Below are 18,635 nucleotides of genomic sequence, written 5' to 3'. Positions count from 1 at the left end.
AGCAAGTAAGTCCGCTCACTTGCGTCCACTTGCGCCGCCCTGTCATAATCGAGCCACACCTAAGTGTACCCAACGCAGCCTAATAAGACCGCAGAGGCCAGACTGTTCGTTTTCCAACAGGGAGTCATTATGCCGTTATCCATAGCTGATAAACTTGGCACTATTCGCCAAGCGTTAGCCAAGCTCAACATTGATGCTTTCATTCAACCGCGCGCCGATGAGTATTTAGGCGAATATGTTCCTAAAGCCAATGAACGCCTTAAATGGCTGACTGGTTTTACCGGTAGTGCTGGCGCCGCCGTGGTTATGGCGCAGCGCGCAGCTATTTTTATTGATGGCCGCTATACAGTGCAAGTGCGCCAACAAGTGGATGCTAGCTTGTTTGAATACCAAAGCCTGACCGACCTGCCCTTAGCTGACTATCTCATTCAAACCTTAACGGCGCCAAGCCGCGTAGGGGTTGATGCCAGATTGCATACCTTAGCTTGGTATCAACAAACCCAAGGGCAACTGGCTAAAGCTGGCATTGAATTAGTGGCTCTGACCACTAACCCTATTGATGATGCTTGGCTTGAAAGACCCGCCATGCCATCAAGCCCTGCCATATTATTTAGTGATGAATTAGCGGGCAACACTAGCCTTGAAAAGCGCGAACTCGTTGGCGCTAAAATTAACAAGGCAGGCGCGCAAGTGGCCTTAATTACAGCGCTGGATTCATGCGCTTGGTTACTCAATCTTCGTGGGCGCGATATTCCATGTTTGCCTGTGCTGTTAGGTACAGGCTTACTGAGCGCCAATGGCAATATGCGCTTTTTCACCGACCTCACTAAATTGCCCAGTAACATAATCAGCCATGTGGGCGCTGGGGTTGAGTTTTATCCCGAGCAGCAATTACATGAGCATCTCATCGCGCTTAATGGTCAGCGTTTATTGGCAGATAGCCACAGCGCTAATGCCGCCAGTCAATTAACGGCCGAGCTTGCTGGCGCTAAGTTAATTGATGCTATGGATCCTGTGGCTTTAATTAAGGCCTGTAAAAATCCACAAGAATTAGCGGGCATGCGCGCAAGTCATGTACGAGATGGCTTAGCCGTTAGCCGCTTTTTAGCTTGGTTAGATAGTGAAGTGGCGGCCGGCAGACTTTATGATGAAGCGCAGCTCGCCGATAAACTTGAGAGCTTTCGCAAGCTTGACAGCCAATACCTAGAGCCAAGCTTTGATACTATTTCGGCCGCTGGCAGTAATGCCGCTATGTGTCATTACAATCATCTCAATGGCACGCCTGCCACTGTACCTATCAATAGCCTCTATTTAGTGGATTCTGGCGCTCAGTATCTTGATGGCACCACAGATGTGACTCGCACTATCGCCATTGGTGATGTGAGTGCTGAGCACAAGCAAATGGTGACGTTAGTGCTTAAAGGCCATATCGCATTAGATCAAGCCAAGTTCCCTAAAGGCACCACAGGCCAACAGCTAGATATCCTCGCCCGTCAGTATTTATGGCAATACGGCTATGATTACGATCATGGTACAGGCCATGGCGTCGGCCACTGTTTAAGTGTGCACGAAGGGCCGCAGCGCATAGGTAAAAACACCAATGCCACGCCATTAATGCCGGGCATGGTGCTCTCTAATGAACCAGGGTATTACCGCGATGGCCAATTTGGTATTCGCATTGAAAACTTAGTGGTTGTGCAAGAAAGTGAAACGCTACAAGGTACTGAGCGCACTATGTATGAGTTTGCGCCGCTAACCTTAATACCTATCGATAAGCGTTTACTGCAAACATCACTGCTAACAAGCAGCGAAATCACTTGGTTAAATCACTACCATGCCAAGGTGTTTGCCGCCCATGCCAGTCACTTAACTGGCGCTGAACTTAGCTGGTTAACCGCCGCCACTAGCCCGCTTTAACGGCGGTGTGGGTGTGCTGCTGAGTAAACAGCAAAAGCGAGCAACTAGACATTGCTGCTCGCTATTGCAGAGCACTAATACATAACAAAGTGCTGGCACTCATAGATTTAAGAAGCGCATAAGCTCGCATAAAAAAAGCCGCCGTCAAATTTGACGGCGGCTTTTTATTAATGACTTATCTCAGATTAATCCAAGAGTTAATTGAGATTTAACTCAGATTCAACTCAGATTTAACTGAGATTTACCTGAGATTTACCTGAGATTGAACCAAGTTCTAACTGCGAGTGGCTATCAATCTAACAGCAAAGCCACTAAGCCTTAATTTCAATAAAATCAAACTGACCATCGTGGATATACACAAGTTTGCAGGCTTCAGAGTAACGCACGCTATGCACTTGTTTAGCCTTAAGATAGGCGGTTTCACCACTGCGATAAACGCGCTCACTACCATCAATTACTAGCTTACCGTCTTGCTCTTTATAGCATTGCACCACCATCATGCCTTCCATCACTATGGTCATATCATCGCAGGGATGATAATGCTTAGGCTCAGAAGTACCCTGGTCCCAATGCTCTAGCATCAGTTCCACGCCATTAGCATCGGTCGGTAAGGTACCGCGCACTAAAAAGCCCGCAGGGCCATCATCCAGTGGTTGCAAATGCTGCCAAACGCCGCTTTGACTTAATCCAGAAATTGCCATCACTTACTCCTACCCATCAAAATTAAACCAGCTCATAGCTAACAGCTTAATAGCATAGTCCGATTTAGTGACGCGCGGGCGCAGATGATAAAAGCTTAACCGTAGGCCAATAAACTGCGAGCGAGTAAATCCACAAAGCCTAATCTGTCGACCGCCAATAACACCTTGGCATTGGCTTTACGGCCAGTTATTTGGAAGCGATCGACAACTGTCATACCTAAGGTTAATGGCGAGCTAGTTTCAATGGCAACATGGCAATCAATCCCTTGAAATAATTGCGGCTCAAGCAGCCAAGCGATAGTGCAAGGGTCGTGTAGCGGCGCGCCATCAAACCCCCATTTAGGATCTTTGTGATATACCACAAAAAACTCCAGCAAATCAGCAACGCATTGCGCTACCTTGTTATCTATGGCGCGAATGCGCTGCACATCAGCATCAAGAATTTGCGCTTGATGGGTGACATCTAAGCCGCACATGACAATAGGAATACCTGAAGTAAACACAATATCGGCCGCGTGTGGGTCGACATAAATATTAAACTCAGCCGCTGGCGTCCAATTACCGACCCCAGCGGCGCCGCCCATAAGCACTATTTGCGCAATGTTAGGCTTAAGCTCAGGGTAAAGGGTTAGCAGCAGCGCAATATTAGTTAATGGCCCCGTAGGCACTAAGGTTACAGGAACGGCTGATGCGCGCAGCTTAGTTGCCATTAACTCCCACGCCGGCATATTGACCGCCGCAAAACTTGGGTCTGGTAACTTAGGGCCATCAAGCCCTGATTCACCGTGAACATTATCAGCAATAATCAGCTCGCGATTAAGTGGCTTACTCGCGCCGGCTGCCACTTCTATATCGGTGCGCCCCAGCAAAGTTAAGATACGCAGCGCATTATTTAAGGTCTTAGCTTGGGTCTGATTGCCAGCACTGGTAGTCACGGCTAACACTTTAAGCTGCGGATGAGCCAGCGCCATGATCATAGCAATAGCATCGTCATGACCTGGATCGCAGTCGAGAATTATGGGTAGGGACATAAGGGATTCCTAACGCTAAGTTAATTTGTTGTTATTAGTGAAAATGCCAAATTCGGCCTTAAGATTAGCAAGAACCGCCAAGGCTAGTTTGAGTCAAGCTCACAATTTAGCCCTAAGCTTGATGCACCTAATTCACTAGCCATTAGCCATTAGCCCAAGTGGGCAATATGGCTAAGTTCATAAATGCGATTCAGTGGTGGCCTTGATTGAGCCAACTGCGGCAAATAAATATCCCCTAGGTTAAGGCTATCGATTATTTACTCAAGACTTGCGCGCAAATGATATTGATTCTCATTTGAGCGAGATTTATGCTTGTTACTCTTTTCTTGTATCGATGGCGTTTTATGAATTCACACGCGCACCTCATGCCAACCACAGCTCACATCAGTTTAGGATTTAAGCGTAAGTTACTGATGTTAGGCCCAGCCTTTATCGCTGCCATCGGCTATATCGACCCAGGTAACTTTGCCACCAACATTGAGGCGGGGTCGAGTTTTGGCTATCAACTGCTGTGGGTGGTGTTATGGGCTAACTTAATGGCCATGCTCATTCAATATTTATCCGCCAAGCTTGGCATAGTGACAGGTAAAGATTTGGCCGAGCATTTAGGCGAGCGCTTACCTAAGTGGGCTGTCGTGCCTTATTGGTTACAAGCAGAAGCCATTGCCATAGCCACAGATTTGGCCGAATTTATTGGCGCGGCGGTTGGTTTTCATTTGTTATTTAATGTGACTTTACTCGATGGCGCGGCCATGACAGCTGTCATCACCTTAGCTATTTTCACTTTTAGTCTGCGCGGTCAAAAGCCGCTGGAATGGGTCATTGCGGCCATACTGTTAGTGGTGGCTGTGATTTATCTTGTTGAGCTTTATATTGCGCCGCCCGCACTTGCAAGCTTAAGCGCGGGCTTATTGATCCCAAGCTTACAATCAAGCCAGCAAGTGTATTTGGCCGCGGGGATTTTAGGCGCAACTGTGATGCCCCATGTGATTTATTTGCACTCAGCGCTCTTTAAAGCAACGTCCCACTTAGCTACAGATTTACGCCTTAAAAGCACGCGCCTTGATGTGACTATTGCCATGACAATTGCAGGTTTTACCAACATAGCTATGGTGGCAATGGCTGCCTCAGTGTTTCATTTTTCAGGTTTTGCCCATATTGCCAGTATTGAAACCGCCTATTTAACCATGAAGCCTATGCTAGGTGACTTGGCCGCAACCCTATTTGGCTTATCGCTCATAGCGTCAGGATTATCATCAACCGTGGTGGGCACAATGGCGGGCGATGTGGTCATGCAAGGCTTTGTGAAGTTTACCATTCCCCTGTGGCTAAGGCGCGTTATCACTATGACGCCAGCCATAGTGATTATTGCCATGGGCGTGGATGTCACTCAAATTTTAGTCTTTAGCCAAGTGATTTTAAGCTTTGGTATTGCCCTTGCCATCATACCGTTACTGCGATTTACCAGTAATCCAGAGTTAATGGGGCAATATGTCAACTCGCGCTGGGTTAAGCGCCTTGGCATACTCATAGTGGTGCTAGTGCTTATGCTCAATAGCTATCTGTTAATTAGCTTGATATCGCCCTAACCTTCTAAGAAGGTTGCCATGTGACCGATTGAAATTGGCCGCTATTTCTAGCTAATTTTTGATTAACTAGCTTTGATTGCACAAGACTCCCCCTTTGAAGCTAAATTTGCTATAATCCGCGGCCGCCAATTTTGGCAGCATTTACCCATAACAAGGCTGATAGCATCAGCTTGTGCCCAGTCAGGATATGCAGATGAAATTTGATGCCTATAGTTTTGCCCCCGAAGTCTTACGCGCTCTTGTAGAGTGTGGTTATCAGACTATGACTCCCGTTCAACGCCAAGCCATACCGGCCGTTCGCCGAGGTCAGGATGTCCTTGCCAGCGCACAAACGGGTACCGGCAAAACGGCAGCTTTTGCTCTGCCTTTACTGCAGCGCATGCTCGATAATCCAAAGCCTAGAGCGCCAGGTAAGACCCGCGCCCTGATTTTAACGCCTACCCGTGAACTGGCTGAGCAAATCTCAGTTAACGTGCAGTCTTATGCCAAATACGCAGATATCCGCGTAGTGACCTTGTTTGGCGGTAACAAAATGGAGCCGCAGGCCAAGAAATTACTGCAAGGCGCTGAATTTGTTATTGCGACGCCAGGCCGTTTACTTGAGCATGTTATCGCCTGCAACCTGACGTTATCTGACATTGAATTCTTAGTGATGGATGAAGCCGACCGTATGCTAGATATGGGCTTTATCGCCGATATCCAAAAAATTCTGTTAGCCAGTAACAAGCAACGTCAAAACCTGCTGTTTTCTGCCACTTTCTCTAGCGGCGTGAAAAAACTGGCTGATGAAATCATGACTAAGCCAAAGCTCATCATGGTCGACAAGCAAAACACCACAGCATCAACCATTAGCCAAGTCGTGTATCCAGTAGAGCAGCGCCGTAAGCGTGAATTACTGTCGGAACTGATTGGCCGTAAAAACTGGCACCGAGTGTTAGTGTTCAGCGCCACCCGTGATGATGCTGATAAGTTAGTAAAAGAGCTTAATCTTGATGGCATTCCAGCTGCCGTAGTGCATGGCGAGAAAGCTCAAGGTAGCCGCCGTAAAGCCTTGCGTGACTTCAAAGAAGGTAACATTCGCGTGTTAGTGTCGACTGAAGTTGCGGCTCGCGGCCTTGATATCACTGACCTTGAATACGTGATCAACTACGACTTACCTTTCTTGGCAGAAGACTATGTGCACCGTATTGGCCGTACTGGCCGCGCGGGTAAAACAGGCGTTGCCATTTCATTTGTGAGCCGTGAAGAAGAACGCACCTTAGCTGACATTGAAAAGCTGATCGGTCAAAAGATTAAGCGCGTGATGATGCCAGGCTATGAAGTGAGTAATCGTGAATTACTGCTCAAGCAATTAAAGCGTCGCCGCTTTGGTAAGAAAACTCGTAGCGATGATGCTGCCGCGCAGGTTGTGGCAGAAAAGAGCATGACGGGTCGCCGCGTACACGTGAAAGTTGGCTCAGCCGGTAAGAAAACCAAAATCTAAGGTGATGTGGTTAGGAGCTTGATTACGCATCAGCTAACGACTTAATCACCTAAAAAAATGGCAGAGTGACTGTTACAGTTACTCTGCCATTTTTGTATTCGGACTTTATACATCTTAAGTTTGAAAATATGACTAACGCTAATTACAGTGCTGCGATACTTGCTCTAGCTGCAACGCTAGCATCATGCTCAAATACGACTGGTTAATGAGCTGCGCTTCCCCTAAGTTAAACTTGCGCGCGAGCGCCCATAAGGCGTGTCGATAGTCAGCAAGCTTAGTTTCATCACTCGTCATAATGGCAAACTCAGCAAAATCCCCAAGGCCTGCAATATTATCAAGCGTCAGGTGATACTCATCGATAAAATAGATACTGCGACGCTTGCGATAACTCAGCACTGGCTCAAAGCCCATGCCCTTAAGCATCTCTTGCGCCTTGGCATGATCACTGATATCTACGGCTTGGCACTCGCTCTCCCCCGGCCCTTTTACAATCCACAAATTGATATTGGCAGGGGTAATACGCCTGATACACAGACTCTTATTTGCAGTGGCTAACTCGCGCTGCGCGTCATCAAAATAAACATCATGTTCGATATTATCGATAAAACGAATGTGGTGTTCTTGCTGCGCTAAGCAAGCTAAGAAATCCGTCCTAGATGTTAAGCGAAATTTAAGTTCAACCTCAAAGCGACCAACAAAATGTGAGTATTGCAATCAAGTTACTCCGCAAAAACATCAGCCTAACTCACGCGGGCAACTAACCTAAGATACTGATAGCTAAACAAAGAGCTAGCTCACACACTAAGTGAGCGCGCGATATTTAGCCACAACCAATGCGGTTAACATTTTACCATCAAGCTGGACACCGCCCGTTGCAACTATGTGACTAAAGTTGTATATTGCGCCGCAATTGTTTAATTCTTTCGACTGACGGACTATGACACCAAAACAAGCAAAATCGGCCAATTTCAAGGTCACTCTCATTTTTGGTTGCGCCATAGTATTGGCATCTGCGCTCATTAACGATATCGACTTGTCTAAGAATCTAAGCGCAAGCTTTATCATGATATGGTTAGGATTGTTTTTGTATTTCAGTAAGAAGTCGCAGCCCCACTATCGTGTTAACTAAGCTGGGTGACTGTGGTCGCATACTCATGTTGGCCACCATATTAACTAAGTAGTTATTATCTGAATTCTGGAATAAATAAGCGGCTAAGCAAGGGAATGGGTAAGGCATTATGGCGCGCGACTGGCGCCATAACTGGAATAACTTAGCCAGTAACTAAGTCAGTAACTACAGAAATTAGATTTTACTGACTAACAAGGCCAATTCTGGCTGCTCATTCTTAGGAAATACCTGAAACGTTTTATGATGCTTAATGAGCGAAGTTTTCTTATTGGCTTGGCTCAGTAATAAACCATGGGCTAAGGCTGAGCTTGCCAACATAGCTTCATCGGCGCGGATATATAAAGCTAACGGCTTAACTAACTCATCCCCAACAATCGCTTTTTCAAACTCAGGTGCTGAGATAATCACACTTGGCAGGCCATCGTTATCAAGCTTTAACTTACCACTGACTTCACTATCAGTAATTACCAGCACGTCTTGCGCGCGTAACTCTTCAAGCCAAGCGTTAAATGCCTTACCTAAGCCAGATTTTTGCTCTGCCACTTGGCGATATTGCGCTTCAATGCGCTGCAATAACGAGGTTAATTGCGCGCCAGCGCCAAGGCTGCGGCCATCACGAATCCAGCGGGTTAAATCTTTCGCCAAGCATTTTGGATAAGCTTTCTTTTTTAAGGATTCTGCCATCCAATTACATAAAAAATGGCTTTCTTGTGCTGGGGTTGACTGCTTTTTGGCAAGTGCCGACTGGGCTAACGCCTCAAGACCTTCTTTGGCCAGTATGTATACCGCTTGGTTATAAGACATAAATTAAGCTTCATAATAAATAATGCCGCATTTTACCCTAAATATACCAAGGCGAGTAACCTCAATTATTGCGACAACCAATACAGCTAATACTTTTTTTAGCTAGCGGCACAATCCAGGATTAGCCAGGCATAAGTACTTATCAAAGCGCTGAATATGCTAGGCTAAGGCAATATTCACTATTAAAACGCCAGATTATGAACGCCAAAAACCTAAGTTATCAGCGCCTTGTTAAACACTTCACTAGCCTTAGCCACTTTGAGCATTTTAATGCACTGGCAGAATGGGACTTAGCGGCCATGATGCCTAAAGGCGGCGGCGCGGATCGCACCGATGCTTTAGCGACCTTAAGTGGTCATATTCATGAGCTTAAAAGTGCCAGCTGGTTAAGTGATGCGATTCATGAAGCCACCCAAGGGCCGTTAAGCTCAGAGCAAGCGGCCAATGTGCGCGAAATGGCGCGCCAACATAGCCAAGCAAGCTTGATGCCCACTGATTTAGTTGAAGCTAAAACTCGCGCTGGGCTTAACTGCGAGCAAGCGTGGCGAGGGCAGCGCCAAAACAACGATTGGCTTGGCTTTAAACCAAATCTAACTGAAGTGATTAATCTCACTCAGCAAGAAGCGCAGGTGCGCAGCCAAGCGCTAGGCATTAGCCCTTACGACAGCTTGCTCGATAAATTTGAGCCAGGTATTAAAGCCCATGATATTGAGCAATGGTTTAGCCCATTGCGCCAGCAGTTGCCGGCGCTAATTCAAACTGTGCTGACCAAGCAAGCGCAAGAAATGAATATCAGCGCCCAAGGTCACTACCCGCAAGCGGCGCAAGTTGCACTCAGCCACAAGGTGATGACTCGCTTAGGCTTTAATTTTGATCACGGCCGCTTAGATATAAGTAGCCACCCGTTTACTGGCGGCGTGCCGTCAGATGTTCGCCTGACTACCCGTTTTGATGAAAGTGATTTTACCTCAGCATTAATGGGCACTATTCATGAAACTGGCCATGCCTTGTATGAAATGGGCTTACCTAAGGCCTTTTCCAGCCAACCTGCGGGGCAAGCACGCTCAATGGCGGTGCATGAAAGTCAGAGCCTATTTTGTGAAATGCAGCTTGGCCGCAGTGAAGGCTTTTTAGGCCTCATTATTAATGACATCAATAACACCTTAAATAGTGAATTTGACCTTAAGCGTTTAGCTAACTTATATACCCGCGTGAGCGCTGGCCGCATTCGTGTTGATGCCGATGAAGTCACTTACCCTTGTCATATTTTACTGCGCTTTGATGCCGAAAAAGCCTTAGTCACAGGGGAGTTAGCGGTTGCTGACCTGCCCGACTTTTGGTCGGCAAATATGCAGTCATTACTTGGCATCAATACCGATGGCGATTATCGCAACGGCTGTATGCAAGACATTCATTGGACCTTAGGCGAGCTAGGTTATTTCCCGAGTTACAGCTTAGGCGCCATGCTCGCCGCGCAATTACGCAATACCATGGAGCAGCAACTTGGTGATGTAAATCAAGTCATGGCAACCCAAGGACTGGCGCCCATTTTTGCTTGGTTATCTGAGCAGGTGTGGCAACAAGGAAGCTTGTTAAGCACCCCAGAACTTATTCAACAGGCCTGCGGCGCGCCATTATCGGCAGAGTATTTATTGCAGCACTTACGCCAGCGCTATTTATAAGTGCCATGTGAATACGCTTTGACTAATTACAATGAGCAAGCGCTATGACTTAGCACTGTGACTTATCGCTAAGTAATAGCGCTTAGCCGCCCCATAAGTGCTAAGTTTTAGCGTTACATTTTAAGCAGCAGGCTAATGACAAGAGTTCATTAACATCTGAGCCTTAGGTATAATCAATTAACTTTTATTCACCGCCTGTTAATTCGATTTTATGCAACTGCGCCCGATAGAACTACAAGACTGGCCTGAAATCATGGCTATTCAGGATATTTGCTACCATGCCATTGACCCTGAACCATTAGCTGTGATGCAAAGCAAATGGCAAGTTGCCCCCAGCACTTGCCTAGTGCTATGTGATGACGAGCAAGTCATTGGTTACTGTCTGGCTCACCCTTGGCGTCAACATCAGCCGCCCGCCCTTAATCAAGCGCTTAAGCAGCCCATGAATGATGCCGATACTTTATATCTGCATGATATGGCGCTAGCTCCCGCGGCAAGAGGCAAAAGCGGCGCGCAGCGAATGCTAACTCACCTTAAGCAAGCAGCACTCGAATTGAACTTAACTAGCCTCAGCTTAATTGCCGTTCAAGGCGCCCATAGTTATTGGCAGGCGGCAGGCTTTATTAAAACCCATACCGATAAGTGCCTAAGCAGCTACTGCGATGATCCGCATTATATGACTATGGATTTATGCACACAGTTATGCATTCACCCCAACTAAGCTTGGCTGCTAAAAACTGGCAGCCATTAACGAGTAGCCTATGACCTTACCACCGACATTAATCACCATAGGCTTACTGTGTTTAAGCAATGTGTTTATGACTTTTGCTTGGTACGGCCATTTAAAAAGCCTAAGTAGCAAGCCGTGGATTATTGCCGCCCTCGTCAGCTGGGGAATTGCCCTGTTTGAATATTTATTGCAGGTACCTGCCAACAGGATAGGTTACACTGTGATGAATCTAGGCCAGCTTAAGATACTGCAAGAAGTCATCACCCTCAGCCTGTTTGTGCCATTTGCCTTTTTCTATATGAAAGAACCGCTCAAACTCGACTACCTGTGGGCTGGACTGTGTATTCTTGGCGCCGTTTATTTTATTTTCCGCAGTGAGTTTTAAGGAAACACCATGGCACGACAAGTTGCATACACCTACAAAGGTGTCACTAAACGCATCAATTTTGCGTATGACAAATATCATGATGCTCATGAAGCGGCCGCCGCTGCTGAAGGCATAGATTTGAAACGTCATTTGATGATGGAACAGCAAATTGCCATGACCTCTAAAGGCAATACTGCTGTAAGAGATTTTCGTGATAAAGAATTTGCCCGCCTAGGATTTGGCCGCATCTACTTAGTACGAGATGAAGACGAACTCGAATAAGCTTGATTAACACAAGGACGAATTATGATAACCCCGGAACATGCCAACTGCCCGCGCGCAGGTTTTTTACGGCGTTTAGGTGCTTGTTGCTATGATCTTTTGTTGGCGGTAGCCGTCTATATGCTCTCTGGCGCCATAGGCTTTGGTATTTTTACCTTAGTGGTCAATAGCGGGTTAATCAGTATGGGCGAGCACCAGCATATGGCTGACTTACTCAACCAGACGCCGCTATTTCATAACCTCTATCAAGCGTATCTGGCTATCATAATCGCCCTGTTTTATAGCTTATTCTGGAGCAAAGGCGGCCAAACCTTAGGTATGCGCGCTTGGCGTTTAAAAGTGCAACATCCTAATGGCCAGACCTTAAGCTTAGTCACAGCGTTTGCTCGGGTGGTCTGGTCATTGTTAGGCATAGGCAATCTGTGGATCTTATTAAGCGCCGACAAATTGGCCTTACAAGATAAAATGACCCGCTCAGAAGTGGTGGTATTGTCTAAAGAAGCTAACCAAATGCGTAACTGGCATGGCGCTTAAAGGCGATAGTTTACGTGCTAAGTTAGACGTTAGATTAGGCATTAGTTAAGTCGCACAGACATAGCTTTAGTGCCGCAATCATAGAAAGCCACCACAAAAAAAGGTACTCACATGAGTAATGCCACTCGCTTAAGATCGAGTGGCATTTTTACTTGGATATTTCACTGTTTTCTTTAGCACCACACGCGGGTAGCTGGGCCGCTTCCTCTTTGGGGGTAAAATCAACCTTTTGCCATTTTCCCTCAGTCGTTTTAAGTGCTGTGGGATCGCTCCCGGACTCCCTCTGTCACTCCAACCAAACTCATCCTGTATTAAAAACAGAGCATTAATGAAACTTATCCTCTGTGGCTCAACTTTATGCTGCACTGCCATTGCGGCCATCTCTAGCCGAACAATATTGTAGGTCGTTAAGATCCCCCATAATTCTTGATACACCCCATCCTTCTTCTTACTGCGCAGGACAGGTTTATTTTCCAGTTGATATTGCTTTAGCTCACCATAACCCCTCTCTATCTCCCATCGCTGCCAATACACCTTGAGTAAATCGTTCACTGGATAGCTGTTGGGGCATAGGCAGGACGTGATAAACCCTTTGATATCACCTTTGGGTGACGGAATAAGGATAAGGCGGGCTTGCCAGCTCTCCCCCAGATAAGGCGCTTGCTGTTTAGCTTGGGGTGATACCGGCATCTCAACCAGATGGTCATACTCTGAGAATGACTCGATAATTTGATAGCGGGTCTTAGACTTTATCGGGGTTAACCAATGGGTGTTTGCACCGCTTCCTTGCCAGCTGATGAGCAATTCGGCAGACATAAACCCACGGTCAAACAACGTGAGCGAATTCTCGGGAGCTGAGCCAACCAATTGCTGTGCATAGTGAATTTCACTGTGGGTAACAGGCCCGAAAGCCGCATCAGAAAGTAAGTGGCTACGAGTAGACATTAAGGTGACCGCCAGCACAGAGGGAAAAGAAGCCGTGCTTTGTGCAAAGCCAAAGTGATGGTTTTCTTCAGTGTTATGCGTCTTAAAATACGTCCCATCAACACTGAGCAATTTCAATCCCGCTATCTCATCAAATTCGCACTGTGTTTCCCACTGTGCAGCGGTTGTTTTGAACAGATAACGCATGGGCTCTGAACCCAACTTTTCTTTGGCTTTGATGATACTACTGGTCGCCAGTGGCGGGAGCTCCCCCTTGGAGTCGGGAAATGCCAGTGAGAGCGTATCACAGACTTGCTGAATCGAGCGGTTACGCATCAAACCAATGCCTAGAACCAACCAAACAGCTTGCTCTGCAGGGAAACGGCGGGTTCGAAGCGAGGCCCTGCCAGTTTGTTGCACAGCCTCAGCCACCCAATCCATGGGAACATGTTTGGCGAATACATCAATATCTTGCGCTTGGAAAAATTCAGCGGTAACGAGTAGCTCTTTAGAAAATTCAGACATAAAAAAATCAGCTGCAACTTAGGTTGCGGCTGATTATGGAGCCCTTGAAAGATCGTTCAACTACTTAAAACGATCGGCATTAACTCACATGAGTACCTTTTTTATTAGTTAAGTGCGCTATTTATAACCTTACTAGCAATCAGCAGATGTTTTAACCACCACATTAGCGGCGGATAAAGTAGAACGCAATGCAGGTAAACAGCAAGCTCGGCGCCATAGCACCAACCATAGCTGGCATGTTGTAAACCAAGCTCATAGGCCCAAATATTTCGTTACTGATATAGAAACTAAAACCAGCCACCACCCCAAGCAGCACGCGCGCGCCCATAGTCACAGTACGCAATGGCCCAAACACAAATGACAAGGCCACTAACATCATCACAGCGATAGTCACTGGCTGCATGATCTTGCGCCATAACGCCAACTCATAACGACTTGGGTCTTGATGGTTAATCTTTAAATAATCGAGATAATCCACTAAGCCAGAAATCGATAACGCCTCAGGTTTTACTGACACTACACTGAGTTTATCTGGGGTCAAGGTCGATGACCATGGCTTACTGGCAAGCTCAAACTGATTAATCTTATCTTGTGATACTTGGGTTTCACTCACACCTGTCATTTGCCATTGGTGCTTATCAAACACAGCTTCTTTAGCGCGAATGACTTGTGACAACTCTTGATTAGCATCGAAACGATACAAGGTGACGTTAGCTAAATGATCTAATTGCTTAATTTCACCTATGTTAACAAAGAAATCACCATCTTTAGCCCAAATGCCGCGGTGGGATTTAATTAAGCTGCCACCTGAAATTTGGCTAGTTTTTAAATCATTGGCATTTTGCTCAGCAACAGGCGCTACCCACTCACCTAGCGCCATCACTAGCAGCATTAATGGCACCGCAGTTTTCATGGCTGACATAGTGATTTGCAATCGCGACAGACCTGATGCTTGCATGACTACTAGCTCAGAGTTTGATGCCAGCATTCCCATGCCAATCAAGGCGCCGAGCAGCACCGCCATAGGGAAAAACATCTCAATATCACTTGGCACCATAAACAGAACATAGATGCCAGCATCCATCATGCTATAAGCGCCTTTACCGACGTTTCTGAGCTGATCCACCCATTTAATAATGCCGGACAAACCCGTTAGCACCAGCAGGCATAAAGCCGAGGTACTTAAGATAACGCGGGCAATATAAAGATCTAAAATCTTCATGAAGCCACCTTCTTACGCTTAAAGCTATTAATCAGCTTAATCCCCAAGGTTCTTTCTTTACCTAGCAACATTAATCCTAACAACAAGGCCGATAGATGAATCCACCACATGCCGAGATACGCAGGTATCACTTCATCTTCAAGGGCTTTGCGCCCCGCCACCATTAAGCCAAAATAGCCTAAGTACAACAAAATTGCTGGGAACATCTTAGCAAACTTGCCTTGGCGAACATTGACTCGCGCCAGAGGCACGGCAATCAAAGTCAGTAGCGGGATCGAAATCGGAATCGCTAAACGCCAGTTAAACTCAGCAATGGCATCAGGCGTGTTTAACGCTAACAGTTGCGATACTGGTAATGCCGACATTTTACGGCGGCGCTGATCCACTTCTTGCTCTTTAATCTGCATGCCGTACCCACCAAAATTAATAATTTGGTAATCGGCTTCTTTATTCGGGATTTGATAACGGGTGCCGCCATCTAATTTTAAGGTTTGGCGACCCGAGGCTTCTTCAACCACGCGCCCGCCCGCTGCCACAACTAAATCGGTAAATCCTGATTCACTCTTAGGGTCTGGCAGCTGCGCCACAAACACATTACTTAAAATATTATCTTTGCCTATGCCTTCGACAAATAACACGGCGCGGCCATCTGGGCTGGTCTGAAAACGGCCTTGAACTAAGGCGGCTAATCCGGCTTCCGCTTGCGCTTGCTCCATCACTTGGTTTTGCTGCTCTTCAGCCCAAGGATTAACGTATAAGGATAAGTAGCCAGTCACAAACATGTTGGCAATAGCGAGCAATAAAGTGACGCGGGTGACATACCATTCACTCACACCAACCCCGTGGAATACCACCATCTCATTTTCGGCGTACATGCGCCCATGAGCGAGCAATATCCCCAAAAAGAGACTTAATGGCAGGAGTAAAACGGCTAAATTGGGTAGATTAAGTGCCAGTAACGTCATGACTAATGATGCTGGAAATTCACCATCAGAGGCATCAGCCAAGACTCGCACAAAATGTTGGCTAATAAAGATAGTCAATAGGACAGACAGTACCGCAATTTGCGCCTTTAAAACTTCTCGAATCAGATATCTAAATACAATCACAGGCAGGATCCGGTGTTTAAACTTATCTTTTTACTGGTATCAGCTAAACTTTCATGTAGACTGTCTACTTTTGATAGTTTTCTGACCAGCTGCAATGGTAACGAAGCCGCAATCTAGCTTCATTTGGCGCGTAAAGTTGAATCCTAAGCAAAGCGACAATTCAACCTGTTATCAGCCTAGCAGTGTCGTACAACAAACACCATCACTACAAAAGGTAGAGTGCTGTTGTTCAATACAAAAACGCTCGGTCAGTGATATTTAGCTTAACTGTGTACAGCCAACCGCTAGCGCCTAATTTTTGGCATAAGGCGGCATTATCCAATAAATAAAAAAATTTGTCTTTAAGAATCTAGGAGTGCTCATGGAGTTTAGTGTAAAGAGCGGCAGCCCAGAAAAACAACGGTCAGCTTGTATCGTTGTTGGTGTTTATGAACCCCGCCGATTGTCGGGTATCGCCGAGCAGCTGGATAAGATTAGCGAAGGATACATATCTAACTTACTGCGTCGAGGCGATCTTGAAGGTAAACCTGGCCAAATTTTATTGCTGCATCATGTACCTAACGTCCTCAGTGAGCGTGTTTTACTGGTAGGTTGCGGTAAGGAACGTGAGCTGGATGAGCGTCAATACAAGCAAATCATCGCAAAGACTATCAATACCTTAAATGAAACCGGCTCGATGGAAGCGGTTTGTTTCTTAACCGAATTACATGTTAAAGGCCGTGACACTTATTGGAAGGTTCGCCAAGCGGTTGAAACCACCAATAACAGCCTTTATACCTTTGATGCGCTCAAAACTCGCAAAGGCGAACATCGCCGTCCACTGCGCAAGCTAGTGTTCAACGTCCCTACCCGCCGTGAATTAACCGTCGGTGAGCGCGCAATTGAACATGGCAATGCCATTTCTGCCGGTATGCATTTATGTCGTGACGTGGCCAACATGCCGCCGAATATTTGTAACCCTGCGTATCTTGCCTCACAAGCTCGCCAAATGGCTGAGCAATATAGTCAATTAATTGTGACTACTGTGGGTGAAGAGCAAATGGCCAACCTTGGCATGAATGCTTATTTAGCCGTAGGTCGTGGCAGCGCTAATGAATCCATCATGACAGTGATGAAGTATCAAGGCGCTTTAAATGTTAACGACAAGCCCATAGTGCTGGTCGGCAAAGGCTTAACCTTTGACTCAGGTGGTATTTCACTCAAGCCTGGCGAAGCCATGGATGAAATGAAATATGACATGGGCGGCGCCGCTGGCGTGATTGGCACCATGAAAGCCATTTGTGAGCTGAAACTGCCGATTAATGTCACTGCCATTTTAGCGGGCTGTGAAAACATGCCATCGGGCAATGCTTATCGCCCAGGTGACATTTTAACCACTATGTCAGGTCAAACCGTTGAGGTATTAAATACCGACGCTGAAGGCCGCTTGGTCTTATGTGACGTTCTCACTTATGTTGAGCGTTTTGACCCAGAAGTGGTGATTGATACCGCCACCTTAACCGGCGCTTGCGTTATCGCCTTAGGTAAGCACGCATCTGGCTTATTTGCAGGTCACAACCCATTAGCGCACGAGCTATTAAATGCTGGCGAGCAAAGTGGTGATAGAGCATGGCGCATGCCATTGTGGGATGAGTATCAAGATATGCTTGAGAGCCCATTTGCCGACATGACTAACTTAGGTGGTCGTCCAGCCGGCGCTATTACCGCCGCTTGTTTCTTGGCGCGCTTTACCAAGAAATATCACTGGGCACATTTAGATGTGGCAGGTACCGCTTGGAACAGCGGCGCGAATAAAGGCTCCACTGGCCGCCCAGTGCCGATTTTAACTCAGTTTGTATTAAACCGCGTTGGCAGCGGCAGCGACGAGTAATCATTTGGTCACTCTGGCACTATGTCAAAATGCCAGTTGCTGCTAGATAGCGGTAACTGTAAAGCGAAGCTCAGGCTTCGCTTTTTATTGGCTGTTGTTTGATTCAAGCTGATGTTAATCCCAACGGCATTGGCTTATTTGCCCTACCCACTAACGGTTTAGTCTTGGCAAAAACTGACTAAAGCCCCCATATTTTCAACCTTTGCCTAAAAGGTGTAGAATCTCGCCTTTACCGGCAACTTATAGAGGCGACATAGCCATGAGCCAGGCAATTTTTTACCTCCTGCCAAGTAATGAGCAACGTAGCGCCATTGAAGAGTTGCACCACAAAGTTTGCCAACTGGCAGAGCACTATTATCGCCATCAACAAGCCGTGTATATTCATTGCCAAGATCAGGCGCAAGCCTTTGCTATCGATGAGTTACTGTGGCAATTTGAGCCCAACTCGTTTGTGCCGCACAACCTTAAAGGTGAAGGCCCACACAATGGTGCTCCCGTTGAAATTGGTTTTGACCGATTAGGCCCGAATAAAAGTCGCCATCTTCTGATTAATCTTGCAGACCTATGCCCCTCATTTGCGGTAAACTTTAGCCAGATTATCGATTTTGTTGCCAGTGACAATGCCATGAAGGCCATAGCTCGTGAACGCTATAAGCAATATCGCCAGCTTGGTATCACCCTTGACACTCAAGACCTAGCAACGCATCCACTTGATTTAGATTGAGAATATATAATT

Annotated in this window: 18 protein-coding genes; 10 read left to right on the top strand and 8 right to left on the bottom strand. The window is 46.6% G+C overall.

Annotated features, from left to right (window positions below; all coding sequences use genetic code 11):
• Positions 1 to 129: 129 nt before the first annotated feature.
• Positions 130 to 1,917: an aminopeptidase P family protein gene (locus FJQ87_RS05530; protein WP_140931309.1), complete on the top strand. Its 1,788-nt coding sequence runs from the start codon at positions 130 to 132 to the stop codon at positions 1,915 to 1,917.
• Between the two features lie 311 nt (positions 1,918 to 2,228).
• On the opposite strand, the gene FJQ87_RS05525 is transcribed toward FJQ87_RS05530, so the two are convergent.
• Positions 2,229 to 2,618, bottom strand: a complete 390-nt coding sequence (locus tag FJQ87_RS05525) for a cupin domain-containing protein (RefSeq protein WP_140931307.1) — start codon at positions 2,616 to 2,618, stop codon at positions 2,229 to 2,231.
• A gap of 95 nt (positions 2,619 to 2,713) precedes the next feature.
• Entirely contained in the window at positions 2,714 to 3,649 is a 936-nt protein-coding gene (gene rihA / locus FJQ87_RS05520; protein ID WP_140931304.1) for a pyrimidine-specific ribonucleoside hydrolase RihA, read from the bottom strand.
• Between the two features lie 344 nt (positions 3,650 to 3,993).
• On the opposite strand from rihA, the gene FJQ87_RS05515 reads away from it, so the two are divergent.
• Together FJQ87_RS05515 and FJQ87_RS05510 are read left to right on the top strand one after the other, a co-directional pair.
• Positions 3,994 to 5,238, top strand: a complete 1,245-nt coding sequence (locus FJQ87_RS05515) for an Nramp family divalent metal transporter (RefSeq protein WP_276613157.1) — start codon at positions 3,994 to 3,996, stop codon at positions 5,236 to 5,238.
• A 193-nt stretch (positions 5,239 to 5,431) separates the two neighbouring features.
• Positions 5,432 to 6,721, top strand: a complete 1,290-nt coding sequence (locus tag FJQ87_RS05510; RefSeq protein ID WP_140931299.1) for a DEAD/DEAH box helicase — start codon at positions 5,432 to 5,434, stop codon at positions 6,719 to 6,721.
• A gap of 138 nt (positions 6,722 to 6,859) precedes the next feature.
• Here FJQ87_RS05510 and cyaB read toward each other — a convergent pair whose 3' ends face one another.
• The 3 genes from cyaB to FJQ87_RS05495 form a co-directional block, all read right to left on the bottom strand.
• Positions 6,860 to 7,435: a class IV adenylate cyclase gene (gene cyaB / locus FJQ87_RS05505; RefSeq protein ID WP_140931297.1), complete on the bottom strand. Its 576-nt coding sequence runs from the start codon at positions 7,433 to 7,435 to the stop codon at positions 6,860 to 6,862.
• An 87-nt stretch (positions 7,436 to 7,522) separates the two neighbouring features.
• Positions 7,523 to 7,741, bottom strand: coding sequence for a hypothetical protein (locus FJQ87_RS05500; RefSeq protein ID WP_168195143.1), 219 nt, complete (start codon positions 7,739 to 7,741; stop codon positions 7,523 to 7,525).
• A 283-nt stretch (positions 7,742 to 8,024) separates the two neighbouring features.
• On the bottom strand, positions 8,025 to 8,654 hold the full coding sequence (locus tag FJQ87_RS05495) for a DUF2913 family protein (RefSeq protein ID WP_140931291.1): 630 nt from the start codon (positions 8,652 to 8,654) through the stop codon (positions 8,025 to 8,027).
• Between the two features lie 197 nt (positions 8,655 to 8,851).
• On the opposite strand from FJQ87_RS05495, the gene FJQ87_RS05490 reads away from it, so the two are divergent.
• From FJQ87_RS05490 to FJQ87_RS05470, 5 genes are all read left to right on the top strand, one after another.
• Positions 8,852 to 10,336 carry a carboxypeptidase M32 gene (locus FJQ87_RS05490; RefSeq protein WP_140931289.1) on the top strand — a complete coding sequence of 495 codons (1,485 nt, stop codon included), beginning with the start codon at positions 8,852 to 8,854 and terminating at the stop codon, positions 10,334 to 10,336.
• A gap of 211 nt (positions 10,337 to 10,547) precedes the next feature.
• The gene (locus tag FJQ87_RS05485; RefSeq protein ID WP_140931287.1) at positions 10,548 to 11,057 is read left to right on the top strand and encodes a GNAT family N-acetyltransferase; all 510 of its coding nucleotides are present in this window, start codon (positions 10,548 to 10,550) and stop codon (positions 11,055 to 11,057) included.
• Positions 11,058 to 11,097: 40 nt separating this feature from the next.
• Positions 11,098 to 11,451, top strand: a complete 354-nt coding sequence (locus FJQ87_RS05480; RefSeq protein ID WP_140931285.1) for a DMT family protein — start codon at positions 11,098 to 11,100, stop codon at positions 11,449 to 11,451.
• 9 nt (positions 11,452 to 11,460) lie between these two features.
• Complete coding sequence (locus FJQ87_RS05475) at positions 11,461 to 11,715, top strand: DUF2960 family protein (protein ID WP_140931283.1); 255 nt, start codon at positions 11,461 to 11,463, stop codon at positions 11,713 to 11,715.
• Positions 11,716 to 11,739: 24 nt separating this feature from the next.
• Positions 11,740 to 12,249, top strand: coding sequence for an RDD family protein (locus FJQ87_RS05470; protein WP_140931281.1), 510 nt, complete (start codon positions 11,740 to 11,742; stop codon positions 12,247 to 12,249).
• A gap of 129 nt (positions 12,250 to 12,378) precedes the next feature.
• Here FJQ87_RS05470 and FJQ87_RS05465 read toward each other — a convergent pair whose 3' ends face one another.
• The 3 genes from FJQ87_RS05465 to lptF form a co-directional block, all read right to left on the bottom strand.
• Positions 12,379 to 13,698, bottom strand: coding sequence for an IS4 family transposase (locus FJQ87_RS05465; protein WP_140930444.1), 1,320 nt, complete (start codon positions 13,696 to 13,698; stop codon positions 12,379 to 12,381).
• 163 nt (positions 13,699 to 13,861) lie between these two features.
• Positions 13,862 to 14,920, bottom strand: a complete 1,059-nt coding sequence (gene lptG, locus FJQ87_RS05460) for an LPS export ABC transporter permease LptG (RefSeq protein WP_140931278.1) — start codon at positions 14,918 to 14,920, stop codon at positions 13,862 to 13,864.
• Positions 14,917 to 16,029, bottom strand: a complete 1,113-nt coding sequence (gene lptF, locus FJQ87_RS05455) for an LPS export ABC transporter permease LptF (protein ID WP_140931276.1) — start codon at positions 16,027 to 16,029, stop codon at positions 14,917 to 14,919. The genes lptG and lptF overlap by 4 nt, the downstream gene beginning before the upstream one ends.
• A gap of 361 nt (positions 16,030 to 16,390) precedes the next feature.
• On the opposite strand from lptF, the gene pepA reads away from it, so the two are divergent.
• Both pepA and FJQ87_RS05445 read left to right on the top strand, forming a co-directional pair.
• Positions 16,391 to 17,899 (top strand): leucyl aminopeptidase, encoded by a 1,509-nt coding sequence (gene pepA / locus FJQ87_RS05450; protein WP_140931274.1) that lies wholly within the window; start codon positions 16,391 to 16,393, stop codon positions 17,897 to 17,899.
• A gap of 259 nt (positions 17,900 to 18,158) precedes the next feature.
• Positions 18,159 to 18,623: a DNA polymerase III subunit chi gene (locus tag FJQ87_RS05445; RefSeq protein WP_140931272.1), complete on the top strand. Its 465-nt coding sequence runs from the start codon at positions 18,159 to 18,161 to the stop codon at positions 18,621 to 18,623.
• The last annotated feature ends 12 nt before the right edge of the window (positions 18,624 to 18,635 follow it).

This window comes from Shewanella sp. SNU WT4 (assembly GCF_006494715.1).
Lineage (GTDB): Bacteria > Pseudomonadota > Gammaproteobacteria > Enterobacterales > Shewanellaceae > Shewanella.
The sequence above is the reverse complement of the archived record's forward strand: the minus strand, read 5'-3'. Positions and strand labels throughout refer to the sequence as shown.